The 25,855-nt window shown below is 73.2% G+C and carries 22 protein-coding genes; 9 read left to right on the forward strand and 13 right to left on the reverse strand.

Annotation, left to right across the window (positions count from 1 at the left end; genetic code table 11):
- Nucleotides 1-332 precede the first annotated feature (332 nt).
- The 3 genes from AOA12_RS07690 to gndA form a co-directional block, all read right to left on the reverse strand.
- Nucleotides 333-1,790, reverse strand: a complete 1,458-nt coding sequence (locus tag AOA12_RS07690; protein ID WP_054681693.1) for a sensor histidine kinase — start codon at nucleotides 1,788-1,790, stop codon at nucleotides 333-335.
- The gene (locus AOA12_RS07695; protein ID WP_054681695.1) at nucleotides 1,787-2,521 is read right to left on the reverse strand and encodes a response regulator transcription factor; all 735 of its coding nucleotides are present in this window, start codon (nucleotides 2,519-2,521) and stop codon (nucleotides 1,787-1,789) included. Before AOA12_RS07695 ends, AOA12_RS07690 begins: the two co-directional genes overlap by 4 nt.
- An 89-nt stretch (nucleotides 2,522-2,610) precedes the next feature.
- Nucleotides 2,611-4,086, reverse strand: coding sequence for an NADP-dependent phosphogluconate dehydrogenase (gene gndA / locus AOA12_RS07700; RefSeq protein ID WP_054681698.1), 1,476 nt, complete (start codon nucleotides 4,084-4,086; stop codon nucleotides 2,611-2,613).
- A 200-nt stretch (nucleotides 4,087-4,286) separates the two neighbouring features.
- On the opposite strand from gndA, the gene AOA12_RS07705 reads away from it, so the two are divergent.
- Together AOA12_RS07705 and AOA12_RS07710 are read left to right on the forward strand one after the other, a co-directional pair.
- Nucleotides 4,287-5,699 (forward strand): GntP family permease, encoded by a 1,413-nt coding sequence (locus tag AOA12_RS07705; protein WP_054681700.1) that lies wholly within the window; start codon nucleotides 4,287-4,289, stop codon nucleotides 5,697-5,699.
- The gene (locus AOA12_RS07710) at nucleotides 5,696-7,201 is read left to right on the forward strand and encodes a gluconokinase (RefSeq protein WP_054681702.1); all 1,506 of its coding nucleotides are present in this window, start codon (nucleotides 5,696-5,698) and stop codon (nucleotides 7,199-7,201) included. The genes AOA12_RS07705 and AOA12_RS07710 overlap by 4 nt, the downstream gene beginning before the upstream one ends.
- A 22-nt stretch (nucleotides 7,202-7,223) precedes the next feature.
- Here AOA12_RS07710 and AOA12_RS07715 read toward each other — a convergent pair whose 3' ends face one another.
- Together AOA12_RS07715 and AOA12_RS24020 are read right to left on the reverse strand one after the other, a co-directional pair.
- Nucleotides 7,224-7,940 (reverse strand): FadR/GntR family transcriptional regulator, encoded by a 717-nt coding sequence (locus AOA12_RS07715; RefSeq protein WP_054681705.1) that lies wholly within the window; start codon nucleotides 7,938-7,940, stop codon nucleotides 7,224-7,226.
- 32 nt (nucleotides 7,941-7,972) lie between these two features.
- Nucleotides 7,973-8,098, reverse strand: a complete 126-nt coding sequence (locus AOA12_RS24020) for a hypothetical protein (RefSeq protein ID WP_257720155.1) — start codon at nucleotides 8,096-8,098, stop codon at nucleotides 7,973-7,975.
- A gap of 212 nt (nucleotides 8,099-8,310) precedes the next feature.
- Here AOA12_RS24020 and AOA12_RS07720 point away from each other — a divergent pair, with 212 nt between their 5' ends.
- The 3 genes from AOA12_RS07720 (at nucleotide 8,311) to mfd (ending at nucleotide 13,267) form a co-directional block, all read left to right on the forward strand.
- Nucleotides 8,311-8,907, forward strand: a complete 597-nt coding sequence (locus tag AOA12_RS07720; protein ID WP_054681707.1) for a 50S ribosomal protein L25/general stress protein Ctc — start codon at nucleotides 8,311-8,313, stop codon at nucleotides 8,905-8,907.
- 80 nt (nucleotides 8,908-8,987) lie between these two features.
- Nucleotides 8,988-9,572, forward strand: a complete 585-nt coding sequence (pth, locus tag AOA12_RS07725) for an aminoacyl-tRNA hydrolase (protein ID WP_054681709.1) — start codon at nucleotides 8,988-8,990, stop codon at nucleotides 9,570-9,572.
- Nucleotides 9,573-9,670: 98 nt separating this feature from the next.
- The gene (gene mfd, locus AOA12_RS07730) at nucleotides 9,671-13,267 is read left to right on the forward strand and encodes a transcription-repair coupling factor (protein ID WP_197281076.1); all 3,597 of its coding nucleotides are present in this window, start codon (nucleotides 9,671-9,673) and stop codon (nucleotides 13,265-13,267) included.
- A 139-nt stretch (nucleotides 13,268-13,406) separates the two neighbouring features.
- Here mfd and gdhA read toward each other — a convergent pair whose 3' ends face one another.
- Complete coding sequence (gene gdhA / locus AOA12_RS07735) at nucleotides 13,407-14,765, reverse strand: NADP-specific glutamate dehydrogenase (protein WP_054681713.1); 1,359 nt, start codon at nucleotides 14,763-14,765, stop codon at nucleotides 13,407-13,409.
- Nucleotides 14,766-14,878: 113 nt separating this feature from the next.
- Between gdhA and AOA12_RS07740 the strand changes: the two genes are divergently transcribed.
- Nucleotides 14,879-15,481, forward strand: a complete 603-nt coding sequence (locus AOA12_RS07740) for a gamma carbonic anhydrase family protein (RefSeq protein WP_054681714.1) — start codon at nucleotides 14,879-14,881, stop codon at nucleotides 15,479-15,481.
- A 6-nt stretch (nucleotides 15,482-15,487) separates the two neighbouring features.
- Here the strand turns inward: AOA12_RS07740 and AOA12_RS07745 are convergent, their stop codons facing one another.
- On the reverse strand, nucleotides 15,488-18,232 hold the full coding sequence (locus tag AOA12_RS07745) for a phosphoenolpyruvate carboxylase (RefSeq protein ID WP_054681716.1): 2,745 nt from the start codon (nucleotides 18,230-18,232) through the stop codon (nucleotides 15,488-15,490).
- A gap of 129 nt (nucleotides 18,233-18,361) precedes the next feature.
- Here AOA12_RS07745 and AOA12_RS07750 point away from each other — a divergent pair, with 129 nt between their 5' ends.
- Together AOA12_RS07750 and hisS are read left to right on the forward strand one after the other, a co-directional pair.
- Nucleotides 18,362-19,090 carry a MazG nucleotide pyrophosphohydrolase domain-containing protein gene (locus tag AOA12_RS07750; RefSeq protein WP_082406484.1) on the forward strand — a complete coding sequence of 243 codons (729 nt, stop codon included), beginning with the start codon at nucleotides 18,362-18,364 and terminating at the stop codon, nucleotides 19,088-19,090.
- Nucleotides 19,091-19,121: 31 nt separating this feature from the next.
- Entirely contained in the window at nucleotides 19,122-20,423 is a 1,302-nt protein-coding gene (gene hisS / locus AOA12_RS07755) for a histidine--tRNA ligase (RefSeq protein WP_082406067.1), read from the forward strand.
- A 6-nt stretch (nucleotides 20,424-20,429) separates the two neighbouring features.
- Here the strand turns inward: hisS and AOA12_RS07760 are convergent, their stop codons facing one another.
- The 5 genes from AOA12_RS07760 to AOA12_RS07780 form a co-directional block, all read right to left on the reverse strand.
- On the reverse strand, nucleotides 20,430-21,671 hold the full coding sequence (locus AOA12_RS07760; RefSeq protein WP_054681719.1) for a Dyp-type peroxidase: 1,242 nt from the start codon (nucleotides 21,669-21,671) through the stop codon (nucleotides 20,430-20,432).
- A 1-nt stretch (nucleotide 21,672) separates the two neighbouring features.
- Nucleotides 21,673-22,263, reverse strand: a complete 591-nt coding sequence (locus AOA12_RS07765; RefSeq protein ID WP_054681721.1) for a copper chaperone PCu(A)C — start codon at nucleotides 22,261-22,263, stop codon at nucleotides 21,673-21,675.
- A gap of 189 nt (nucleotides 22,264-22,452) precedes the next feature.
- The gene (locus AOA12_RS07770) at nucleotides 22,453-23,058 is read right to left on the reverse strand and encodes a copper resistance CopC family protein (RefSeq protein WP_082406068.1); all 606 of its coding nucleotides are present in this window, start codon (nucleotides 23,056-23,058) and stop codon (nucleotides 22,453-22,455) included.
- A 97-nt stretch (nucleotides 23,059-23,155) separates the two neighbouring features.
- Entirely contained in the window at nucleotides 23,156-23,737 is a 582-nt protein-coding gene (locus tag AOA12_RS07775) for a hypothetical protein (protein WP_082406070.1), read from the reverse strand.
- Between the two features lie 104 nt (nucleotides 23,738-23,841).
- Nucleotides 23,842-24,345, reverse strand: a complete 504-nt coding sequence (locus tag AOA12_RS07780) for a VOC family protein (protein WP_054681723.1) — start codon at nucleotides 24,343-24,345, stop codon at nucleotides 23,842-23,844.
- Nucleotides 24,346-24,436: 91 nt separating this feature from the next.
- On the opposite strand from AOA12_RS07780, the gene AOA12_RS07785 reads away from it, so the two are divergent.
- A complete protein-coding gene (locus tag AOA12_RS07785) occupies nucleotides 24,437-25,222 on the forward strand; it encodes a helix-turn-helix domain-containing protein (RefSeq protein WP_054681725.1) in 786 nt (261 codons plus the stop codon).
- A 145-nt stretch (nucleotides 25,223-25,367) separates the two neighbouring features.
- On the opposite strand, the gene AOA12_RS07790 is transcribed toward AOA12_RS07785, so the two are convergent.
- On the reverse strand, nucleotides 25,368-25,850 hold the full coding sequence (locus AOA12_RS07790) for a DUF4442 domain-containing protein (protein ID WP_054681727.1): 483 nt from the start codon (nucleotides 25,848-25,850) through the stop codon (nucleotides 25,368-25,370).
- Nucleotides 25,851-25,855 lie beyond the last annotated feature (5 nt).

Consider the following 25,855-nt stretch of genomic DNA (forward strand, 5'->3'; position numbering starts at 1 on the left):
CGGGGTCCCGCCCTCCGCGCCGTCGTCGACGCCCGCGCCCCGCTCCGCGCGGCCCGTCTCCGGATGTGCGCCATGCAGGACGTTTTCGCGATCTCGGGCGTGTCGTGCGGTGCTCCGGCCGTCGAGCCCGGAAGCTCCTGCACGGCGCACGGGTCTGAGCCGGCATCCGCCGAGATCCCGGGCCTGTCGCCGACAGCACGGGCATCCGCAGGCATCCCGAGCCTGTCGCCGACAGCACGGGCGGTATGCCGGCATCCCGGGCCCGTGCGGCCGAAGAGCCAGTGCGGCGGCGGGGGCACAGTCCTCGGCGGCACCGGCCCGCGAGAGCCGCGCTACGGCGCGGCGACGGGCGACGGGTCGTCCGGCCGCACGGGCAGGCGCACCTCGAAGGTCGTGGCGCCGGGGGCGCTGTCGACGCGAATGGTGCCGTGGTGGGCCGCGACGATCGCGCGTGCGATCGACAGGCCCAGCCCCGTGCCGCCCGACCGGCGGGCGCGCGAGCGGTCGGCGCGCGAGAAGCGCTCGAACAGCTCGCCCGCGACGGCCTCGTCGATGCCGGGGCCGTCGTCGTGCACGCGCAGCACCGCCCAGCCGTCGTCGACCGACACGCTCGTCGTGACCGTCGTCCCCGCCGGCGTGTGCACGCGCGCGTTGGCCAGCAGGTTCACGGCCACCTGGTGCAGGCGCGCCTCGTCGCCCGCCGTGACGACGGGCCGGTCGCCCACCTCGAGCACCCACTCGTGGTCGGGCCCGGCGGCGCGGGCGTCGGCGACGGCCTCGATCGCGAGGCGCGTGAGGTCGACCGTCCCGACGACGAGCTCGGCGCCCTCGTCGAGCCGCGCGAGCAGCAGCAGGTCCTCGACGAGCGCGGTCATGCGCACCGACTGCGCCTGGATGCGCTCGAGCGCCTCGGTCGTGGTCTGGCCGGCATCCGTGCCGTGCGCGAGCGCGCGCAGGCTCAGCTCGGAGTACCCGCGAATGGATGCCAGGGGCGTGCGCAGCTCGTGGCTCGCGTCGGCCACGAAGGCGCGCATGCGCTCCTCGTTGCGCTGCCGCGCCGCGAGCGACTGGTCGACGTGGTCGAGCAGGGTGTTCAGGGCCGCCCCGACGCGGCCGATCTCGGTGCGCTCGTCGGCCTCGCTCGCGGGGACGCGCTCGGGGATCGACACCGCGCCCTCGGCCATCGGCAGCCCGGCGACCCTCGTGGCGGTGTCGGCGGCGGCGCGCAGCGGGGCGAGCGAGCGCCGGATGACGAGGCTGATCGCCGCGGCGAGCACGAGAAGCCCCGCGAGCGTCATCAGCCCCACGCTCGCGGCGATGCGCCCGAGCAGCGTGTTCAGCTCCGAGGTCGGCAGGCCGACGGCGACGAAGCCGCTCACCGTGTTGTGCACGCGCACGCGGTAGTCGCCGATGCCGTCGATCGTGAGCGGACCCCACCCCGAGGGCTCGATCTCGGCCACGATCCCGGAGAGCTCGTCGTCCGTGAGCGAGACGAGCGCGCCGCCGTCGGCGACGTAGGCGCCCGAGGGGCCCACGAGACTCTTCATCACGACGAGCGTCCCCTCGTCGTGATGCCCCGACGAGAGCACCTCGTCGGCCGTCATCGTCGGCCCGATGGGGGGCATGCGCGCCGCGGCCTGCGTGATCTGCGCGTCGAGGTTCTCGGCCATGATCGTGCGCAGCGCGGCGCCCGTGGCCAGTGCGACGACGACGAGGATGAGCGAGACGACGCCCACGACCAGCACGATGAGGCGGGTCTGCAGGCGCCACGGCGCGCGGCGTCTGGTCACTGCGGGGCTTTGATCACGTAGCCGACGCCGCGCACGGTATGGATGAGGGGCTCGCGGCCCGCGTCGATCTTCTTGCGCAGGTACGAGATGTAGAGCTCGACGACCGACGAGCGCCCGCCGAAGTCGTAGTTCCACACGCGGTCGAGGATCTGCGCCTTCGACATCACGCGCCGGGCGTTGCGCATGAGGAAGCGCAGCAGCTCGAACTCCGTCGCCGTCAGCTCGATCTCCTCGCCGTCGCGGATCACCTCGTGCGAGTCCTCGTTGAGGCTGAGGTCGCCCACGCGCAGGATCGGGTCGGCGCCGCCCGCGGTCGCGGCGCCGGCGCGGCGCACGAGGCCGCGCAGGCGTGCGACGACCTCCTCGAGGCTGAACGGCTTGGTCACGTAGTCGTCGCCGCCCGCGGTGAGGCCCGCGATGCGGTCGGCGACGGCGTCCTTCGCGGTCAGGAAGAGCACGGGCACGTCGTTGCCGCCCTGGCGCAGGCGCTGCAGCACGGCCATCCCGTCGAGGTCGGGCATCATGATGTCGAGCACGAGCGCATCGGGCTCGAACTCGCGCACGGTCTGCAGCGCCTCGAAGCCGCTCGCGGCCGTGCGCACGTCCCAGCCCTCCATGCGCAGGGCCATCGAGAGCAGGTCGGTGAGCATCTGCTCGTCGTCGACGACGAGCACCCGCAGGGCGGAGCCGTCGGGACGGCGCAGGGGAGTGGAGGTGGTCGTGTCGGTCATGCCACCCATTGTTGTCCGCGAGCTATGGGATTCCTATGGATGCCACTATGCGCGGGCTGTGAGTCCGCCGAGGCGGCACCCCGCCGTCTTCAGTGCGTGTCCTCGGCCTCGATCTCGGTGCGGTCGCCCGACCACAGCGTGTGGAACGTGCCCGGACGGTCGACGCGGCGGTAGGTGTGCGCGCCGAAGAAGTCGCGCTGGCCCTGGATGAGCGCGGCGGGCAGCCGGTCGGCGCGCAGCCCGTCGTAGTAGGCGAGCGACGACGAGAACGCGGGTGCGGGGACGCCGACCGACGCCGCGGTCGCGACGACGTGCCGCCACGCGTCCTGCGCGCGGCCGAGCGCCTCGACGAAGTACGGCGCCGTCAGCAGCACGGGCAGCTCCGGCGCGGCGTCGTAGGCGTCGGCGATGCGGTTGAGGAACTGCGCGCGGATGATGCAGCCGCCGCGCCAGATCTTCGAGACGGCGCCGAGGTCGATGTCCCAGCCGAACTGCGCGGCGCCCGCGCGGATCTCGTCGAACCCCTGCGAGTAGGCGACGATCTTCGACGCGTAGAGCGCGAGGCGCACCTGCTCGACGAACAGGCCGGCGTCGTCCACGGCGAACGCCTCCGGCGACGGGCCGGGCAGCTCGCCGGCGACGTCGCGCTGCTCGCGGTGGCTCGACAGCGAGCGGGCGAACGTCGCCTCCGCGATGCCGGAGACCGGCACGCCGAGGTCGAGGGCGGTCTGCACCGTCCACGCGCCCGTGCCCTTGGCGCCGGCCTCGTCGACGATCACGTCGACGAGCGGACGGCCCGTGGCGGCGTCGGTCTGGCGCAGCACCTCGGCGGTGATCTCGATGAGGTAGCTGTCGAGCTCGCCGCTGTTCCACGCGGCGAACACGTCGGCGATCTCGGCGGGCGTCTTGCCCGTGCCGCGGCGGATCAGGTCGTAGGCCTCGGCGATGAGCTGCATGTCGGCGTACTCGATGCCGTTGTGCACCATCTTGACGAAGTGGCCCGCGCCGTCGTGGCCGACGTGCGTGACGCACGGCTCGCCCTCCGCGACGGCCGCGATCGAGCGCAGGATGGGGCCGAGCGTGACCCACGACTCGTCGGGGCCGCCGGGCATGAGCGACGGACCCCGCAGCGCACCCTCCTCGCCGCCCGAGACGCCCATGCCGACGTAGTTGAACCCGCGGTCGCGCACGGCCTTCTCACGGCGGATCGTGTCGGTGAACAGGGAGTTGCCGCCGTCGACGATGATGTCGCCCGGCTCGAACACGTTCATCAGCTCGTCGATGACGGCATCCGTCGGTCCGCCCGCCTTGACCATGATGATCGCGGTGCGCGGGCGCTGCAGGCTCGCGGCGAACTCGGCGTACGAGAAGGCGGGCACGAAGCCGGCCTCGGGGTGCGCCTGGACCAGCTCGTCGGTCTTCGACCGCGACCGGTTGAACACTGCGACCGTGTTGCCCTCGCGGCTCGCGAGGTTGCGGGCGAGGTTCGAGCCCATCACGGCGAGTCCGACGACTCCGATGTTCGCCTGTGCGCCGGCGTTCTCTGTGCGGGGGGCGTCTGTCACGGGTTCTCCTCGAGCGTGCTTCCAATACGGCGGCGTCGGGTCAAGAGTAGCGGCCCGGTCTCGGTGCGAACCACGAGCGGCCTCGTTGACGACGATCGTTCTGAGCGCTAATCTACCCGGTTAAAACCTACATAACTAGGTATCTGATCAAATAAATCTGATGTAAGGATGCATCGAGTCGATGAAGACGAGGCACGCCCATGACTGATCTGAACTGGACCCTGCCCACGTGGGGGCTGCTCCTGGTCGCCGTCGCGGCGATCGGCGTGCTGCTCGTGCTCATCATGCGGCTGCGGATCCACGCCTTCCTCTCCCTGATCATCGTGAGCGTGCTCACGGCGATCGCCGCCGGCATCCCCTTCGGCCAGCTCATGCCCACGCTGCTCGGCGGGTTCGGCGGCGTGCTCGCGAGCGTCGCGCTGCTCGTCGGCCTCGGCGCCATGCTCGGGCGGATGCTGGAGATCTCCGGCGGCGCGCAGGTGCTGACCGACGCGCTCATCGCCCGCTTCGGCGAGAGGCGCGCGCCGCTCGCCCTCTCGGTCGCCTCGCTGCTGTTCGGCTTCCCGATCTTCTTCGACGCCGGCCTCGTCGTCATGCTGCCGATCATCTACACCGTGGCGCGCCGGGTCGGCGGCTCGCTGCTGCTCTACGCCTTCCCCGCCGCCACGGCGTTCTCGGTCATGCACATCTACGTGCCGCCGCACCCCGGGCCCGTCGCCGCGAGCGGACTGCTCGGCGCGAACGTCGGGCTCGTGATGATCCTCGGCGTGCTCGTCGCCGTGCCCACGTGGTACATCGTCGGCTACCTCTTCGGCACCTTCCTCGGGCGTCGCATCCACCTGCCCGTGCCCGACCTGCTCGACGCCGAGGAGGGGTCGATCGAGACCGAGTTCCGCTCCGACCCGAAGTTCGGGACCATCCTCTTCCTCCTGCTGCTGCCGCTCGGCCTCATCTTCCTCAACACCGGCCTCAACTTCGCGGCGACCGCGGGCTGGGTGTCGCTCGACGACGTCTGGGTGCAGGTGCTGCGCAGCCTCGGCGAGACCCCGATCGCCCTGCTCATCACCGTCGTGTTCGCCATGTGGCTGCTCGGCTGGCGCCAGGGCAAGAAGCACGGGCTCATCGAACGGGTCGTCGACTCGGCCCTCGGCCCGGTGTGCTCGATCATCCTGATCACGGGCGCCGGCGGCATGTTCGGAGGCGTGCTGCGCGCCACCGGCATCGGGGGCGCCATCGCCGACTCGCTGGCCGCCGTCGGCCTGCCGATCTTCGTGGCCGGCTTCGTCATCGCCGCCGTCGTGCGCGTGGCGCAGGGCTCGGCGACCGTCGCGCTCACCACGGCCGCCGCGCTCGTGCAGCCGGTCGTGCTCGACAACCCCGACTTCAACGCCGTCCAGGTCGTCGCGATCGTGCTGGCCCTCGCCGCGGGATCGGTCTTCGCCGGTCACGTCAACGACTCCGGCTTCTGGCTGGTCAGCCGGTTCTTCGGCATGGACACCAAGACGACGCTGAAGACCTGGACCGTCGGCCAGGCGCTCCTCGGGCTCGTGGGCTTCGCGCTCGCGAGCGTCGTCTACCTGCTCAGCAGCCTCGCGCCGGCGGGTGCGCTGTGAGCGGCGCGGCCCTGCCCGAGGCCCGCGCCGTCCCCCTCGAGTCCGCGGTCGCCCCGCTCGTGCTCGCGATCGACGTCGGCTCGGGATCCACGCGCTGCTGCCTCTACGACGGATACGCGCGGCCGGTCGAGAAGCGCACGGTCAAGGCGGACCACGCCTTCGTCGAGGCCGCCGACGGCACCGTCGAGATCGACGCCGACCGGATCGTCGCCGAGGTCGCGTCGGTGATGACCGCCGTGCTCGAGGGGATCGAGCCGGGCGCGGTCGCGGGCGTCGCGATGGACACGTTCGCGTCGTCGCTCATCTGCGTGGATGCCGGCGGCGACGCCCTCACCCCCTGCATCACCTACGCCGACGCGCGCTCCGCCGACCACCTCGCCCGCCTGCGGCGCGAGCTCGACGAGGCGGCGGTGCACCAGCGCACGGGCGTGCGCCTGCACACCAGCTACCACCCCGCGCGGCTGCGGTGGCTGCGCGAGACGCGCCCCGACGTCGTGGCCAGGACGGCGCGCTACGTCTCCCTCGGCGAGTACGTGTACGCGCGGCTCGCGGGCGTCGAGGGCGCCGCGACGTCGACGATGGCCTGGGCCGGCATCCTGAACCGGCACACGCGCGACCTCGACGACGAGCTGCTCGAGGCGGCGGGCGTCGAGAGGGCGCGGTTCGCCCCCGTCGTCGACCCCGACGAGCCGATCGCCGACGTCTCGCCGGGCGTCGCCGCGCGGTGGCCGGCGCTCGCCGGCGCCGCGTGGTTCCCCGCGATCCCCGACGGGTACGCGTCCAATCTCGGCGTCGGCGCCGCCGCACCGGACGTCGCGGCGCTGTCGGCCGCCACCTCGGGCGCCATCCGCGTCATCGTCCCGGGCGCGCTCGACGAGGTGCCGGCCGGGCTCTGGGCCTACCCCGTGTCGCGATCGGCGTCGATCGTGGGCGGCGCGCTGAACGACGTCGGGCGCGCCATGGACTGGATGACGTCGACGCTCGCGCCGGTGCGCGCCGACGAGCTGCACGAGACGCTCGTCGCGCCGCCCCGCGCCGGCCGTCCCCTCGTGCTGCCCTTCCTCACGGGAGAGCGGGCCACGGGATGGGCCGGCGGCGCGCGGGCCGTCATGTCGGGCGTCTCGTCGGCGACGACCCCCCTCGACCTGTGGCGCGGCGTCGGCGAGGGCATCGCGATCAGCTACGCGCGGGTCTTCGCGCAGCTGCGCGGCGTGAACCCCGGCCTGCGGCGCGTGATCGCGTCGGGAGGCGCCGCGGGGGAGTACCCCGGGCTCATGCACATCGTCGCGAACGCCCTCGGCTCGCCCGTGCAGACCGTGAAGGCCAAGCGCGTCACGATGCGCGGCGCCGCCGTGTTCGCGCTCGCGACGCTGCGGCCGGGCGAGCCCGTCGCGGTCGTGCCGCCCGCCGCGCCCGTCGTTCCGGCCGCCGATCAGCGGCCGTACTACGACGACCTGCTCGAGCGGTTCACGGGCCTGTACGACAGCGTGATCGCCTCGTAGGGCGCGTCGTCGCCGGGGACCGTCAGTCCAGGAACACGCGCGGGGCGCCGTCCCAGATGTGCGCCATCTCCTCGGTCGCGCGGTGCATGATGCGGGCCATCGCGGCGCGGGCGTCGTCGGGCCGGCGCCCGAGGATCGCGTCGGCGACGTCGAGGTGCAGCTGCAGCGCCTCCTCGTGCGGCTTCTCCGGCATGAGGCCGTCGGCCGTGCGCCCGCGCAGCACCTCGGCGATCACGCCGTGCAGCTGCGCGAACATCTCGTTGCCCGACGACGAGAGGACCGTCTCATGGAAGCGGATGTCGAGCTCGAGGAAGGCCACGAGGTCGCCGGACCTGCCGATCGCGCGCATCCGGCCCGCCAGCGAGATGAGCTCGGCGCCCGCGAGGTCGCTGGCGTTGTCGGCCGCGAGCGCCGCCGCGGCCGGCTCCACCGCCGCGCGCAGCTCGGTCAGCGACCGCAGCTGCGTTCCCTTCGCGCCGCCGTGCAGACGCCAGCGGATGAGCGCCGGGTCGAGCAGCAGCCACGAGCTCATCGGCTGCACGCGCACGCCCACGCGCTTGATCGGCTCCACCAGGCCGAGCGACTGCAGCACGCGCACGGCCTCGCGCACGACCGACCTCGACACGCCGAGCTCGACGGCGATGCCGTCGGCCTGCATGGTGCGTCCGGGCGCGAGCTCACCCGACACGATGCGCTGCCCCAGGGACTCCACCACGCGCTGATGCAGCGGGGAACTCATCGTTCAGCGGTTCCCGGTGAGGCGTCGGGCATTCAGTCCTGGTCGTTGTAGCCGGTGCGGCCCATCGCGAACATCGCGGACAGGGCACCGATCGCCGTCAGGACGGACATCCCGGCGATGAGCCAACCGAGCGCGTGCGTCATCCAGCCGTAGTCCATTGCGTGCTCCTTCGTCGGTGGGTGCGTCCCTATCGTAGCGGGGTCGCTGATAGACTGTTCTCACTTCGGCGAGGGGTGCGACGGCATCGCATCCGTGATCGACGCGGTGATCCGGCCTGGTGGGCGATCCACTCGGGACTTTCCTCACGCGTGCGTTCGAGTCGAATCCCCGATCCCAGAGCCCGGGCCACCGCCCGCAAGGAGTAGTCATCATGTCGACCGAGACCGACAACAAAGTCATCGCCGAGCCCCGTCACAGCTTCGGCAAGGGCTTCGCCCGCCGTCTGCGCGCCGCCGGCCAGATCCCCGCCGTCCTCTACGGCCACGGCACCGACCCCGTGCACCTCGCGCTGCCGGGCCACCAGCTGTCGCTGCTCGTGCGCCGCGCCAACGCGCTGCTCGAGCTCGAGATCGAGGGCGGCTCGCAGCTCGCCCTCGTCAAGGACGTGCAGCGCGACCCGGTGCGCCAGATCATCGAGCACATCGACCTGCTCGTCGTGAAGAAGGGCGAGAAGATCCAGGTCGACGTCCCCGTGCTCGTCGTGGGCGAGTCGTTCGCGGGCACCATCGTCAACCTCGACAACGCGACCGTGTCGCTCGAGGCCGAGGCCACGCACATCCCCGAGCACATCGAGGTCGACGTCGAAGGCCTCGAGGAGGGCGCCCACATCACCGCCGGCGACCTGAAGCTGCCGAAGGGCGCGTCGCTGCTCGCCGACCCCGAGACGCTCATCGTCGCGATCACGGTGCCCGCTGGCGCGAGCGCCGACGCCGCGGGGGACGAGGCCGCCGAAGAGGCCGCCGAGTAAGGGACGATCCGTCGCACAGAGCCCGTCGCGCCCGCCGCGGCGGGCTCTGTCGTCGAGGGGCCGCCGACGAGGGGAGTGGCATGGCCGACACGTGGCTCATCGTGGGACTGGGAAACCCCGGACCCCGCTACGAGGCGACCCGCCACAACGCCGGGCAGCTCGTGGTCGACGAGCTGGCGGCACGACGCGGCGTGGGCTTCAGGGCGCACCGCGCCAACGCGCGCGTCGCCGAGACCTGGCTGCGTCCGGGCGCGGCGAAGCTCCTCCTCGCCAAGCCCAACTCGTTCATGAACGTCTCCGGCGGTCCCGTCTCGGGGCTCGCCCGCTACTACGGCGTCGAGCCGGAGCGCGTCGTCGTCGTGCACGACGAGCTCGACATCCCGTTCGACACCATCAAGCTCAAGGTCGGCGGCAGCCCGGGCGGCCACAACGGCGTGCGCGACGTCGCCAAGGCGCTGGGCACGCCCGACTTCCCGCGCGTCCGGGTGGGCATCGGGCGCCCGCCGGGGCGGCAGGACCCGGCCGACTGGGTGCTCGACCCCTTCTCGGCGTCCGAGCGTGAGACCCTCGGCATCCTCGTCGGCGACGCGGCCGACGCCGTCGAGCTGCTCGTCGCCGACGGCCTCGTCGCGGCGCAGCAGAAGTACCACGCCCCGCGCGCCTAGGGTCCTCCGCCGGCCGTCGCCGCCTCCGCCGAAGCCCCTGCTCTTCGGGATCAGGCGTTCCGGCCGGGCGGGTCGGCGGTGCGACGTAGACTCTTCCGGTGACAGTTCCCGGGATCGTGCGCGCCCTCACGCAGGCAGAGTCGTTTCGGGAGGCGGTGGATGCCGGCATCGTCGATGCCGATCTGTCGGCTCCGCCGGGACTCATCGCCCCGCTGCTGGCGGGCCTCGTCGCGCGCCGCGCCGCCGCGGGGAATCCCGCGACGCTGCTCGTCGTCGCCCCCACCGGGCGCCGCGCGGAGTCGATCGGACAGGCGCTGTCGAGCCTCGTCGACGGGGCCACGGTGCTCGACTTCCCCGCGTGGGAGACGCTGCCGCACGAGCGGCTGAGCCCCAGCGCCGAGACGATCGGACGCCGCATCGACGTGCTGCGCCGCGCCGCGGCGTGGGACGGCGAGCATCCGCTCATCGTGACGGCGTCGGTGCGCAGCGCGCTGCAGCCCGTCGCCGCGGGCCTCGCCGACGCCGCGGCCATCGAGCTCGCGGCGGGCTCGCGCGGCCACGACCTCGCCGACGTCGCCCGCCGGCTCGTCGAGCTGGCCTACCACCGCGTCGACATGGTGTCGCGGCGCGGCGAGTTCGCGGTGCGCGGCGGCATCCTCGACGTCTTCCCGCCCGTCGCCGACCACCCGTACCGCATCGAGTTCTTCGGCGACGAGGTCGACCAGATCCGCGCCTTCTCGGTCGCCGACCAGCGCTCGCTGCCGGGCGACGTGCCGGGCGTGACGCTCATCCCCAGTCGTGAGCTGCTGCTCACCGACGAGGTGCGCACCCGCGCCCTCGAGCTGCAGGAGCGGCTGCCCGGCCTGAGCGGCATGCTCGAGAAGATGAGCGAGGGCATCCCCGTCGAGGGGATGGAGTCGATGCTGCCCGTGCTCGCCGACGGCGTCGTGCCCCTCATCGACTATCTGCCGCGGGGGACCGCGACCGCGCTCGTCGACCCCGAGCGCGCCGTGACGCGCGCGCTCACGCTCGGCGAGACGAACCGCGAGTTCCTCGAGGCCGCCTGGAGCGCCGCGACCGCGGGCGGCGAACGTCCCGTCGACGCGTCGACGATGCTCGCGGCGGGCCTCGACGGCGGCGACTTCCTCACCCTGCCCGCGTTGCGCGAGGCCGCGCACGAGCGCGGCGGCGTGTGGTGGACGCTCAGCGCCTTCGACCCGGGCGCCGACGACGAGGCCGGCGGCCACGGCGGCGCCCTGCGGGTCGACGCGTCGGCGGTGCCGTCGTTCCACGGCAACGTCGAGGGCGCCGTCGACCACGTCGCCGGGCTGCTGCGCGACGGCTGGCGGGTCGTCGTCGCCGCCGGCGGCACGGGTCTCGTCGACCGCGCGCGCGACGTGCTCGCCGAGCGCGAGCTGGCCGTGCGGGTCGCCGAGCGGCTCGACGAGCCCGCCGAGCCGGGCGTGGCGATCGCCGTCGCCGCACGGCTGGAGGCGGGCTTCCAGCTCGACGAGGCGAAGCTCGCGGTGCTCACCGAGGGCGAGTTCTACGGGCGCACGATCGGCGGCGACGGCCGCGTCGTCAAGAAGCTCGCGTCGCGTCGGCGCAACGTCGTCGACCCGCTGCAGCTCAAGCCGGGCGACTTCGTCGTGCACTCCACGCACGGCATCGGCAAGTTCGTCGAGCTCGTGCAGCGCGAGGTGTCGATGGGCGGGCGCAACGCCGTCAAGACGCAGCGCGAATACCTCGTGCTCGAGTACGCGCCGTCGAAGCGCGGCTACCCGGGCGACAAGCTCTTCGTGCCGACCGACCAGCTCGACCTGCTCAGCCGCTACGTCGGCGGCGAGGCGCCCGCCCTGTCGAGGATGGGCGGCAGCGACTGGGCCGCCGCGAAGGGCCGTGCGCGCAAGGCCGTGCGCGACATCGCCGTCGAGCTCGTCAAGCTCTACTCGGCACGCATGGCGTCGAAGGGCCACGCGTTCGGCCCCGACAGCCCGTGGCAGCGCGAGCTGGAGGAGGCGTTCCCGTTCGCCGAGACGCCCGACCAGCTGCAGACGATCGACGAGATCAAGGCCGACATGGAGCGCCCCATCCCCATGGACCGGCTGCTGTCGGGCGACGTCGGCTTCGGCAAGACCGAGGTCGCCGTGCGCGCCGCGTTCAAGGCGATCCAGGACGGCAAGCAGGTCGCCATGCTCGTGCCGACGACGCTGCTCGTCAAGCAGCACCTGGAGACGTTCGCCGAGCGGTTCGCGGGCTTCCCCGTCAAGGTGCGGCCGCTGTCGCGGTTCCAGACCGACAAGGAGGCGCGCGAGACGATCGCGGGGCTGCTCGACGGCTCCGTCGACATGGTCATCGGCACGCACCGGATCCTCACCGAGAAGGTGGTCTTCAAGGACCTGGGGCTCATGATCATCGACGAGGAGCAGCGCTTCGGCGTCGAGCACAAGGACGCGCTCAAGAAGCTCAAGACGAACGTCGACATCCTCGCGATGAGCGCGACGCCGATCCCGCGCACCCTGGAGATGGCGGTCACCGGCATCCGCGAGATGTCCACGCTGCAGACGCCGCCGGAGGACCGGCATCCGATCCTCACCTACGTCGGCGCGCGCAACGACAAGCAGGTGGCCGCGGCGATCCGTCGCGAGCTGCTGCGCGAGGGCCAGGTGTTCTACGTGCACAACCGCGTGCAGTCGATCCAGCGCGTCGCCGCGCAGCTCGCCGAGCTCGTGCCCGAGGCGCGCATCGCCGTCGCGCACGGGCAGATGGGCGAGCACCAGCTCGAGCAGGTCGTCGACGACTTCTGGGAGCGGCGCGCCGACGTGCTCGTCTCGACGACGATCATCGAGACCGGCCTCGACATCTCGAACGCCAACACGATCGTCATCGATCGCGCCGACAAGTACGGGCTCAGCCAGCTGCACCAGCTGCGCGGCCGCGTCGGCCGAGGCCGCGAGCGCGCGTACGCGTACTTCCTGTACGACGAGAACAAGCCGCTGAGCGAGACCGCCGCCGACCGGCTGGAGACGATCGCCGTGCACAACGACCTCGGCAGCGGCATGCAGGTCGCTCTCAAGGACCTCGAGCTGCGCGGCGCCGGCAACCTGCTGGGGGCCGAGCAGGCGGGGCACATCGCGGGCGTCGGCTTCGACCTGTATCTGCGGATGATCGGCGAGGCGGTCGCGACGTTCCGCGGCGAGGATGCCGAGGGTCCCGCCGAGCTGCGCCTGGAGCTGCCCGTCGAGGCGCGCATCCCGGAGAGCTACATCGACAGCGAGCGCCTGCGGCTGGAGGCGTACCAGAAGCTGTCGGCGGCGGCATCCGTCACCGCGTCCGACGAGGCGATCGCGCTCGTCACCGAGGAGCTGCACGACCGCTACGGCGCGCCGCCCGCGGAGGTCGAGGGACTCTTCGCGATGGCGCGCCTGCGTCGCCGTGCCGCGCAGGCGGGTCTCACCGACGTCGTCGCGATGGGCCCGAACCTGCGCGTCGCGCCGGCGCACCTGCCCGACTCGATGCGCGTGCGCCTGCAGCGCCTGCACCCGAAGTCGAAGATCCTTGCGGCGGGCGAGGCGATGATCGTGCCGCTGCCCACCGCGGGCGGCGAGCTCGTCACGGGCGCCGACCTCATCGCGTGGACCGCGCAGCTGCTCGACCAGCTCTGGCCCGTCGCACCCGTCGTCGCCCCCGCGTAACCCTGACCATCCCGCCGAGGGTGCCACTTATCTCGCCGAGGGTGCCACTTATCTCGCCGAGGGTGCTTTTCAGGAGCACCCTCGTGGGGACAACTGGCACCCTCGCGAAAACAAATGGCACCCTCGCGCGGGGTGAGGGTTAGATCACGCCCTGGGCGAGCATCGCGTGGGCGACGCGCTCGAAGCCGGCGGCGTTGGCGCCGACGACGTAGTCGCCCGGGCGGTCGTAGCGCTCGGCGGCGGCGTAGGCGGAGTCGTGCACGCGCTGCATGATGGCGCGCAGCTTGGCCTCGCTGTCGGAGAAGCTCCAGCGCTGGCGCGCGGCGTTCTGGCTCATCTCCAGCGCCGAGGTCGCGACGCCGCCGGCGTTGGCGGCCTTTCCGGGGCCGAACAGCACGCCGGCCTTCTGGAACGCGGCGACCGCGCCCGGCGTCGACGGCATGTTGGCGCCCTCGGCGACGGCGCGCACGCCGTTCGCGATGAGGGCCTGCGCGTCGGACTCGTCGAGCTCGTTCTGCGTGGCCGAGGGGATCGCGACGTCGACGGGGACCTCCCAGGGGCGTGCGCCCTCGACGAAGCGCGCGTCCGGGCGGGCGAGGACGTACTCGCTGATGCGGCCGCGCTCGACCTCCTTGATGCGGCGGAGCAGGTCGAGGTCGATGCCGGCGTCGTCGACGACGTAGCCCGACGAGTCGGATGCCGTCACGGGCACGGCACCGAGCTGATAGGCCTTGTCGATCGCGTAGATCGCGACGTTGCCCGAGCCCGACACCGCGACGCGCTTGCCCTCGAAGGTCTCGCTGTGCACGGCGAGCATCTCCTCGGCGAAGAAGACGGCGCCGTAGCCGGTCGCCTCGGTGCGCACCTCGGCACCGCCCCACTGCACGCCCTTGCCGGTGAACATGCCCGACTCGTGGCGGTTGGTGACCTTGCGGTACTGGCCGAACAGATAGCCGATCTCGCGCGCGCCCACGCCGATGTCGCCGGCGGGCACGTCGGTGTGCTCGCCCAGGTGGCGGTAGAGCTCGTTCATGAACGACTGGCAGAACCGCATGATCTCGGCGTCGGACCGGCCGCGCGGGTCGAAGTCGCTGCCGCCCTTGGCGCCGCCGATCCCCTGCCCGGTCAGGGCGTTCTTGAAGATCTGCTCGAACCCGAGGAACTTGATGATCGAGAGGTTCACGCTCGGGTGGAAGCGCAGGCCGCCCTTGTAGGGGCCGAGCACCGACGAGAACTGCACGCGGAAGCCGCGGTTGACGTGGATGCCGCCCGCGTCGTCGGTCCACGGCACACGGAAGATGATCTGGCGCTCGGGCTCCACGATGCGCTCGACGATGCCGTTCGCCACGAACTCGGGGTGCGCCTCGAGCACGGGGACGATCGAGTCGAGCACTTCGTGAACCGCCTGCTGGAACTCCGGCTCGTGCGGATTGCGGGCGACGACGACGTCGTAGACGTCACGGACGACGGCGGGAAGGGGGGTGAATTCTTCGGTCACGGTGGAGCTTTCTTGCCAGTGGACACGGGCGGCGGCGCCCGGGCAACCCGTTCACTCTAGCGCCCAGACTCTCGCACTCGACGCACCCGCCGACGGCGCCGTAGGCTCGCAGCATGCGCTTCGAACACCTGGGAACCGTGCCCCGTGTCCACGCCGAGGCCGTCGTCGCTCCGACGGCGGTCATCTCCGGCGACGTGACCGTCTCCGTCGGATGCCAGATCCTGCACGGCGCCGTCATCACGAGCGAGGGCTCTCCCATCACGATCGGGGAGCACACGATCGTCATGGAGAACGCGATCATCCGGGCGAGCGCGGTGCACGCCGCGCACATCGGGTCGCACGTGCTGGTCGGGCCGATGGCGAGCGTGTCGGGCGCGGTCGTCGACGACGAGGTGTACCTCGCGACGGGCAGCCGCGTCGTGAACGGCGCCCACGTGGGCCGGGGGAGCCTCGTGCGCACGAACGCCGTCGTGCACCTGCGCACGGTCGTGCCGGAGAACACAGTCGTGCCGCTCGGGTGGGTCGCGATCGGCGACCCCGTGCAGCTGCTGCCCGCCGACGAGGCCGAGGCGATCTCGGCGGTGCACGCCGAGCTCGACTTCCCGGGCTTCGTGTTCGGCCTCGACCGCTCGGCGCCCGACTACATGGTGCAGCTCACCGAGCGCTACGGCGCGGCCCTCGCACGGCACGCGCTCGACCGCCGCGTCGACGGCTGAGCGCGCTCAGCCGGTGTTCTGCAGGCCGGCCGCGACGCCGCTCACCGACAGCAGCAGCAGGTGCTGCCACGGCGTGACGTCCTGGTCGTCCGACGCGGTGCGCAGCGCGCGCAGGGCGCGCAGCTGCAGCAGCGAGAGCGCGTCGACGTAGGGGTCGCGCATCTTCACCGCCCGCTGCAGCACGGGCTTGTTGGCGAGCAGGTCGTCGCCGCCGACGATGCGCACGACCCAGCGCTGCGTGAGCTCGAGCTCGTCGAGCACGAGCGCGGCCAGGTCGTCGCGGTCGCCGAGGTCGAGGTAGCGGCGGGCGATGCGCACGTCGCTCTTGGCGAGGCTCATGCCGATGTTGTCGATGATGGTGCGCAGCAGCGGCCACTCATCGTACGCGCCGCGCAGCAGCTCCTCGTCGCCGACCGCCTCCAGGGCGGTGCCGAGCCCGAACCATCCGGCCAGGTTGATCCGCGCCTGCGACCACGCGAACACCCACGGGATCGCGCGCAGGTCGGCGAGCGACTCGACCGACAGGCCGCGGCGCGCGGGCCGCGAGCCCAGCGCCAGCAGGCCGATCTCCTCCATCGGCGTGACGGTCGCGAACCACGGCGCGAAGCCGGGCGCCTTCACGAGCTCGAAGAACTTCGCGCGCGACGCGGCGTCCATCGTCGCGGCGACGTCGGCGAACCGCTCCGCGGCCTCGCGGTTGAGCGCCGCGTACGACGGCGCCGAGGCCAGCAGCACGGCGGCCGCGACCTGGTCGATGTGGCGCATCGCGATGTCGGGGTCGCCGTAGCGGGCGAAGATCACCTCGCCCTGCTCGGTGAGCTTGAACCGGCCCTCGACCGAGTGCGGCGGCTGCGCGAGCACGGCGGAGTTCGCGGGGCCGCCGCCGCGTCCGAGGGCGCCGCCCCGGCCGTGGAACAGCGTCAGCTGGATGCCGTTCTCGCGCGCCCACTCGGCGATGAGCGCCTGCGCCTCGTAGAGCGCGAGGTTCGCGGCGACGGGGCCGACGTCCTTCGACGAGTCGGAGTAGCCGAGCATGACCTCCAGGCGGCGGCCGGTCGCGGCGAGCCGCTCCGCGAACGCGGGGTGCTCGATGATCTCGGCCATGATCGCGGGCGCGGCCTGCAGGTCGGCGAAGGTCTCGAACAGCGGGATGACGTCGAGCACGGGCGGGGTGCCCTGCTCGCCGACGGCGAAGCGCGCCAGCCGGTGCACGGCGGCGAGGTCGGCGGCCGACTGCGTGAACGACACGATGTAGCGGCCCGCGGCGCGCGGCCCGTACCGGCGCTGCAGCTGCGCGATCGTGCGGAAGACCTCGAGCACCTCCTCGGCGAGCGGGCTGAGCGGTTCGCCCGCCTCGCATTCGGCGAGCACCTTCGCGTGCACGGCCGAGTGCTGCCGCACCTCGAGCTCGGCGAGGTGGAAGCCGAACGTCTCGACCTGCCAGATCAGGTGCTGCAGCTCTCCGTAGGCCTGGCGCGGCGCGCCCGCGGCGACGAGCGAGTCCTGCACCGTGCGCAGATCGGCGAGGAACGGATCGGGGTCGGCGTAGGCGAGGTCGGCGTTGCGCGCCCGCGTCGCGGCGAGGCGCCGCGTGAGCAGCATGAGCACGCGCTTGTGCGGCTCGTCGGGGGCGCGCTTGGCGACCTCGACGGCGGCATCCTCGTCGGCGTCGGAGAGCCGCTGCCACAGCGCCAGCAGCGCGGTCGACGGCGGCGTCGAGTCGCCGGAGAGCGTGAGGGAGCGCGCGACGCGCTCGGCCGTGTGCTCGAGGCCCAGGAGGATGTGCTCCGAGGCGATGGCGGCGGCCTTCTTGGTCACCGACGCCGTCACGAACGGGTTGCCGTCGCGATCGCCGCCGACCCAGGTGCCCACGCGCACGAAGGGCTTCACGAGGGGCGCCCGCGCTCCCGCGTCGCCGCCCTGGAGCACGTCGTCGACGCGCCGGTACACCTGCGGGATCGTCATGTACAGGGTGTCGTCGAAGATCGCCATGACCGCGCGCACCTCGTCGACGGGCGTGGGCTTCTCGGCGCGCAGGGGCGCCGTGCGCCACAGCGTGTCGATCTCCTGCAGCATGAGCCGCTGCAGACGGCGCTGCTCCGAGCTGAGGCGCTCGGCCCCGTCGGCGTCCCCGCGGACCTGCTCCGGCGCCGCGTCGTCCGCGCCGTCGCGCTGGGCGGCGTCGTGCGCGGCGCGATCGTGCTCGATGAGCAGGGCCGCGAGACGGCGGATGCTCATGGACACGGCGCGCCGCCGCGCCTCGGTGGGGTGCGCCGTGAACACCGGGTGGAAGCGCAGCTGCTGCAGGCGCTCGGTCGCGGCCTCGGCGCCGATCTCACCGGTCAGCCGCGCGTACGCCGATGCGACGGAGTCCTTGGCGTCCCGCGCCTCGGGGCGGCCGTCGCGCTCGCGCAGCACGCGCACGCGCTGGTGCTCCTCGGCGAGGTTGACGAGGTGGAAGTAGGCGGTGAACGCGCGCGCGACCTCGTCGGCGCGCTGCACGTCGAACGAGTCGGCGATCTCCTCGGCGCGGGCGAACGCCTGCGGCGAGTCGTCGGTGTAGGCGGCGATCGTCGCGTGCCGCAGCCGCTCGACGTCGTCGAAGAGCCCCTCCGAGCCGCTCTCGCGCAGCACGCGGCCCAGCAGGCCGCCGAGCATCCGCACGTCGGCGCGCAGGGGGCCGGGCAGCTCGTGCTCGGCCTCGCCGCGGCCGACGACGTCGATCGCTTCCGTCACCGTGAGATCTCGCATGCCCCCACGCTAGTCGCGCCATGTTGCGACGAGATGACGCGTCGTCGCGGTGACGCGGCGGCGTAGCATCGGGGGAGCCGAAGGAGAGTGGTTCCCGTGACCGATGCACTGCGAGCCGCGGCCGAGACGATGCGCGCCGTGCGCGACCGCTGCGTCTGGACCCAGCGGATCACGCACCGCGACCTCGTCCCCTACCTCGTGGAGGAGTCGGCCGAGGTGGTCGACGCGGTCGAGGCGGGTTCGCCGGGCGACCTACGCGAAGAGCTCGGCGACCTGCTGTGGCAGGTGCTGTTCCACGCGGAGATCGCGTCGCGCGACGAGGACGACCCGTTCGACATCGACGACGTGGCGCGCACGCTCACCGAGAAGATGGTGCGCCGGCATCCGCACGTCTTCGCGGATGCCGTGGCGACGACGCCCGAGGAGGTGCTCGTGCACTGGAACGCCGCGAAGGCCGCCGAGAAGCGCGAGCGTGCGAGCGTGCTCGACGGCGTCTCGCACCACATGCCCGCCCTCGCCCTCGCCCAGAAGCTCCTCGCCAAGTCCGCGGCCGTCCTCCCCGCCCCCCTCCTCCCCGCCGCTCCCGCCCCCGGCATCCCGGATCCCGCGAGACTGCACCCGCGCGACGAGACAGCCGATGTGACGGGCAGTCTCGTTGCGCCCGTGCAGTCTCGTGAGGAAGGTGCGGGGCCGGTGAGTGAGGAGGAGCTGGGGGAGGCGCTGTTGGGGCTGGTGGCGGCGGCGCGGGAGAACGGGTGGGATGCGGAGCGGGCGCTGCGGGGGCGGCTCCGGGTGCTGGAGGCGGAGGTGCGGGCGGCGGAGGCCCGGGGCAGGGGCGGAGAGAACGGCGCGGGCTGAGCGGAGGGCGCGGGCTGAGAGAATGGTCTCCATGGCATCCGTCACCCCGCCGCGCGGCATGCGCGACTTCCTCCCCGCCGACAAGGCCCGTCGCGAGCGCGTGCTCGCCGTCATCCGCGAGCGCTATCGCGCGCACGGCTTCGACGAGATCGAGACGCCCGTCATGGAGGAGTTCTCGCGTCTGCACGCCGGCATCGGCGGCGACAACGAGAAGCTCGCGTTCGCCGTGCTCAAGCGCGGCATGGATGCCGACGCGATCCGCGCGGCGGCCGACGAGCCGGCGGCGCTGTCGGACCTCGGCCTGCGCTACGACCTCACGGTGCCGCTCGCGCGGTTCTACGCGAGCCACCGCGCGGAGCTGCCGACGGTGTTCCGGTCGATCCAGATCGCGCCGGTGTGGCGTGCCGAGCGGCCGCAGAAGGGCCGCTACCGCCAGTTCGTGCAGTGCGACATCGACATCATCGGCGACCCGTCGGCGCGCGCCGAGGCCGAGCTCGTCGTCGCGAGCCTCGACACGCTCGATGCGCTGGGTCTGGCCGGCGGGGCGATCCGCATCAACGACCGGCGCCTGCTCGACTGGATGCTCGGCGCCTTCGGCTTCGCGGCCGACGAGCGCCCGGGCGTGCTCATCACGATCGACAAGCTCGACAAGATCGGGCCCGCGGGCGTCGCCGACGAGCTGCGCACGCGCGGCGCGACGGCGAGTGCCGTCGATGCGTTCGAGGCGTTCCTGCTGCGGCCGCAGACGCTCGAGTACACGCCGTTCGGCGAACGGCAGATCCGCAAGGCGCTGCCCGAGGGCGCTCCCGACGACGTCGTCGCCGCGCTCGCCGGCATCGGCGGCGCGGTCGCGGCGGCGCGGCCCGTGCGCCCCGACGACATCGGGGGCGTGCCGCTCGTCTTCGACCCGTTCCTCGTCCGCGGGATGGGCTACTACACCGGGACGATCTTCGAGCTTGCGCACCCGTCGGTCGACTACTCGCTCGGCGGCGGTGGCCGCTACGACGGCATGATCGGGCGCTTCCTCGGCCAGGACGTGCCCGCCGTGGGCTTCTCGATCGGGTTCGAGCGCATCGTCGACCTCGTCGCGCAGACCGAGGATGCCGGGGACGCCGCGGTCGTGCTCGTGCACGACGCCGACGTCCCCGTGGCCGAGCTGGTGGCGCTGAAGGCCGCGCTCGTCGCGGAGGGCGCGCGCGTGCGCCTGGAGAGGCGCCCCAAGAACATCAAGGGACTGCTGGAGCGCGCCACGGCCGACGGCTATGCATCGTTCGCGACCGTGCGCGCCGGCGCGACGCGCGACGAGCTGGAGCTCAGGCCGCTCGACCGCTGAGCGCTGTCACGCGAACAGCGTCTCGCCCACGAACCCTCCCTCGGCGCAGCCCGGCGGCACGGCGAAGACGGCCGAGCCGATCGGCGTCGTCCACTCGTTGAGCAGGTCGAGCTCGGCGAGGCGTCGCTGGATCGGCGTGAACTGCGCATCGACGTCGGCTTGGAAGGAGACGAAGATCTGCCCCGAGTTCGACACCTCGCCCGCGTGCGGCACGTCGTCGTAGTTGTACGAGCGACGGAAGATGCGCTGCCGTTCGTCGTCGGGCCGCGCACGGCGCAGGTGCGCGAAATCGGCGATCACGGGAAAGCCGAGCGCGTTCTTCGCCTCGAGATCGGGCTCGTCGTGCTCTCGCGCACCGGTCAGCGGCGCACCCGTCGCGAGCGTGCGCCCGACCGACTGCTCGCGCCCGTGCGCGTCGACGCGGTCCCATCCCTCGAGATCCATCCGGATGCGGCGGACGACCACGCTCGTGCCGCCCGCGAGCCAGCCGTCGTCGCTCCATACGACACGATCGAACTCGGCGGTCCCGGGCCGCGCGTTGGCGGTGCCGTCCACCTGGCCGAAGACGTTGCGCATCGTCGTGCCGGGGGAGACCGTGCCGTAGGCGCGGCGGAAGCCCTGCTGCAGCCAGCGCACCGACGCGAAGCTGCGGGCATCCTTCAGCAGCATGCGCGCGGTGTGCGCGACCGTGAGGGGATCGTCCGAGGCGATCTGCAGCAGCAGGTCGCCGTCGCAGACCTCGGGCTGCAGCCGGTCGATCGCGAACGCCGGCAGCGGGCGGAGCCAGACGGGGGCGTCGGGCCGCGCGCGTGCGACCAGGCCGGGGCCGAACCCGAAGGTCACCGTGAGCCGCCCGGGCGCGGTCGCCAGCTCGGGCTCGGTGTCGGCGAGGGCCGGCATCCCCTGGCTGAGCCGCGCGGCGTCGTCGGAGAGGATGCGCAGCAGGCGCCGCAGGCCGTCGCGGTCGACGTCGGCGTTCAGGTCGAGCGCCACGAACGTCGCGTGCGCCTGCGCATCGGTGTCGATGCCGGCCTGATGGATGCCGTGGAAGGGCACGACCGACGTGCCGTTGAGCGGCGGGTCGCCGGCCGCGGCGAGCGGGGCGTCCGGCTCGCCGCCGCGGTTCAGCACCTGGTCGAGGCCGATCGCGGCGGCGGCGCCGACGCCGGCGACGGCTCCTCCGAGGAGGAACTGCCGCCGGGTCGAGCGCGTGCCGCGGGGCCGCTCGTGCGGGGTCGCGGCCGTCATGTCAGTGCCCGCCGCCGTGCTCGTACGTCTCGTTCGCGCCCGCGAAGTCCTTGACCGGCGCGGTGAACGCGGCCTCGGAGCCGTCGGCGAACGTGAGCGTGAACGTGATCTCGTCGCCCGCGCGCAGCGGCCCGGCGAGGTCGATGAGCATGAGGTGGTCGCCACCGGGCTCGAGGGTCAGCGACCCCCCGGCGGGGATCGTGAACCCGCCCTCGACCTCGCGCATGACCATCTGGCCGGCGCTGTCGGGCGCTGTCTCGTGCAGCTCGAGGCGGGCGGCCGCGTCGGTGGCGGCCGACACGATCACGGCGTCCGCGGAGGCCGTGTTCTCGAGCACGCCGAACGCGGCCGACATGCCCTCGTCGGCGGCCTTCACCCACGCGTCGGTCAGGGTCACGGCCGCGCCGGCGGCCTGATCGCCGGTGGCCTGATCGCCGGTGGCCTGATCGGTGGCGGCCGGCGTGGAGGCCGAAGAGGGCGTCGTGTCGGTGCTGGCGTCGGTGCTCGCGGCGGTCGAGCAGCCGGTGAGCAGCAGGGCCGCGCCGACGAGGACGGCGCCGGCACGGGTGGAGGGACGGAGGGAACGGAACATGATGGGCCTTTCGAAGGATGCGGGGCGCTGCGGCGGCGGTGTGCGCCGCGGCAGGGGTGCGCCGTGACGGTGTGCGTGGCGCGCTGCGCGCGGCGGGCACGCCGGGAGCACCGCACGCTCCCGCGCGGAGGCGCCGGCGGAGCGGCGCCGGGAGGGATGGTGAGGGGTACGGTCAGGTGAGGGGTACGGTCAGCTGTCTCGTGCGGCGCCGCGGCGCCGCACGAGCACGACGATGACGAACACGGCGACGGCGACGAGGGCGCCCGCGGCGCCGATCAGCACGGTGCGCAGCACGCCGTCGTCGGCCGCGGGCTCCTCGGCGGCCGGCGGCTGTGCGTGGTCGTGCGCCGTCCCGCCGGCCTCATCGGTCGCGGTCGCGGTCGGCATGACGGACGTCGCGGCCGGTGCGGGCACGGCGTCGCCGATCGTGAACGGGATGAGCCCGTCGATCGGGTGGCCGTCCGACGAGGCGACGCGCCAGCGCACCTCGTAGGCGCCGTCGGGCATGGCCTCGTCGACGGGAACCGTGACGGTGGAGCCCGCGACGACGGGATCGCCCGCCGTCCAGTCCTGGCCGGCGTCGTCGACGACGGCGACCGAGGCGCTCGCGTCGATGACGTCGTTGGAATAGGTCAGCACGATCTCGCTCGGCGCCGCCTCCAGGCGGGCGTCGGCTGCGGGATCGCTCGAGACGAGCGCGTCGTGCGCCGACGCGGGGGCGGCGACGAGCAGCGTCGCGAGGGCGGATGCGACCGCGGCGACGAGCACGCGGGTACGCAGACGGGTACGGGTCATGAGAGGTCCTCTCGGGCGTCGCGGCGCGACGCCGATGCGTGGGATGCCGGCGGATCAGAGGGCCGGCGGATCGAAGGGACGCGCGAAGGCGCGGGATTCAGGCCACGACGAGAGAGGGAGGACCGCGACGGTCGACGGCGTCGGCGCCGAGCCGCGGCCGCAGGACGACGACGGCGCCCGTGTCACGGGGACGCCGCATGCCCGCCGGCGCGAGGGCCGGCACGGCGGGGAGGAGAAGCAGGCGGCGGCGCAGCCACGCCGCGAGGCCGGCGGCGGCCCGCAGGAGTGCGAGCACGGTGCGCTCGCCGCGGTGCAGGACGGCGACGGTCACGACGGCCGCGACCGCGTGACCGAGCCACATCGCGGGGTCTGCGGGCACGAGCGAGGGCGAGGCCGCGGCGAGCACGACCGGCGAGTGGTGCGCGTGCGCCCCGAGCGCGGGCAGGCCGTCGGCCGCGCCCACGACGAAGAGCACGTGGAAGAGGGTCTGGCTCACGGCGACCGAGGCGGAGAGCCGCACAAGCGAGAGCCGGCGACCCGCGAGCATCGTGCACACCGCGAGCGAGAGCACCCACGGCACCGCGATGCCGAGCGGTCCCGGCAGGGCGCCGCCCGCGACCACGTGCGACAGCAGCGCCGCGAACGTCGCGATCGACGCGGCGAGAGCCGCGCGTGCCACGCGGGGGGCTCTCGACGCTCGCATGCGTCCCATTGTGCCAGGCTCCGCCGACCTCGCCGGCACGTCGCCGCCGCGCCGGGAACCCGCGATGCCGGACGGCGTGCTCAGCCGTTCATCGAGGCCGCCCACTCGGCCACGCGACGCGCGCTCTCCTCCTCGGAGATGTCCTCGACGCGCGTCATGATCGACCAGCGCACGCCGAACGGGTCGCGGATGCTGGCGAAGCGGTCGCCCGACACGAACGTCGACGGGGCCTCGCGCACGGTCGCGCCCGCGGCCTCGGCGCGCGCCGTGAGGTCGTCGACGTCGGGGCAGTACAGCCCGATCGAGTAGCAGTCGTCCTCTCCGGCCGGCGCGGGCACCAGGTGATAGTCGGGGGTCGGCTCGCCGAGCTGTAGGTGGCCGGCGCCGAAGTCGAGCTCGGCGTGCACGACGAGCCCGCCCATCTCGGTGACGTCGACGACCCGCGCGCCGAACACGTCGCGGTAGAAGGCGATCGCGTCGGCGGCGGGGGAGACCGCGAGGAACGGGGTGAGGCTCGTCAGGCCGTGCGGCCGCCCGTCGGTGGTGTGACGGCCGTTCGCGGCGGGAGGGATGGCAGCAGTCATGGCACGACGCTACGCCGTCCGCCCGTCCGTGCGCTTGAAGATTCGCGACACGTCCTGCGGGAGGCGGCGCCCGCGGCCTAGTCTGGGCGCGATGATCGATGCGACCCGCGGCGTGCTGTTCCCGGAGCGGCTGCCGACGTTCACGCGCCTCGAGCCCATCGGGCGCGTCGCGGCGCTCGTGCGCTGGTACTGGATCCCGGAGTGGGACCTCGCGCCGGGCCAGGCGTCGGCGCAGCAGCTCGTCGGCTATCCGGCCGTGAACCTCGTCGTCGAGCCCGGCGGGGTCTCGCTGTCGGGTCCCACGACGCGCAGCGGCCGGCGCGAGCTGACGGGCCGCGGGTGGGCGGTCGGCGCGCTGCTGCGCCCCGCGGCCACCGCGGCGCTCGCGGAGCGGCCCGAGGCCCTCGTCGACCGGCTCGCCGCCGTGCGGCATCCCGAGCTGCACGCCGCGGTCGCCGCGGCGATGTCGTCGGCCGACGCGGGGGAGCGGCACGCGGCCGCGACCGCGGCGTTCTCCGCGTGGCTCGAGGCGACGGTGCCGCCGCCGGCCGGCGACGCGCTGCTCGCGAACGCGATGGCCGACCTGCTGCTGCAGGATGCCGGCATCCTGCACGTCGGCGACGCCGCCGACCGGCTGGGCGTCTCGCCGCGCACCCTGCAGCGCCTCGCGCGGCGGTACGTGGGCGTGCCGCCCGCCGCGATGATCCGCCGTCGGCGCCTGCAGGAGGCGGCGCAGCGCCTGCGCGAGCGGCCGGACGCCGACCTCGCGGCGCTCGCCGCCGAGCTCGGCTACGCCGACCACGCGCACCTGACCCGCGACTTCCGCACCGTGCTCTCGTTCACCCCCAGCGAGTACCGCGCCGTTCGCGAGCCCTGACGCCGCGCCGCCGCACGCACTCGTGGGCACCCGTGGCCGCCTCGCCGACCGGCATCCGCCCACGACCGCCCACCAGCGTCGGCCGTGGGCGGATGCCGGGCGCTCGTGGTCGTCTCGCGGGACGGCATCCGCCCACGACCGCCCACTACTTCTGGGCGTCGCGGGCTGCGGCGGTGATCTCGGGGCGTTCGCGCACGTAGACCTCGCGGCGCACGCGCGCGACGACGTCGCCGCTCGCGTCGTGCACCTCCGTCTCGAACCACTCGAGCACCTTCGCGCCGCCGCGCGCCCGTTCCCGCAGCTCGGCGGCCTTCTCGCGCGAGACCTCGAAGCGCGCCGTCAGCACGCCGCGACCGGGCTTGACGAACTCGATCTCGCCGCGCGTGTCCCACACCACCACGTCGCGGCCGAGCTGGTGCGCGATGAGCATGAAGTAGTACGGGTCGGTCATCGCCGAGAGGGAGCCGCCGAACGCCGTCCGCACGTAGTTGCGCGTCAGCACGTTGACGCGCAGCTCGACGACGGCCTCGGTCCAGTCGTCGGAGAACCGTCGCACGCGGATGCCGCTGAACAGGTTGGGCGGGTACAGGCTCATGCCGACGGCGAGCCGCCTCGGGGTGATGCGCATGACAG

Source organism: Microbacterium sp. No. 7 (assembly GCF_001314225.1).
In the GTDB taxonomy this organism is placed as follows: Bacteria; Actinomycetota; Actinomycetes; order Actinomycetales; family Microbacteriaceae; genus Microbacterium.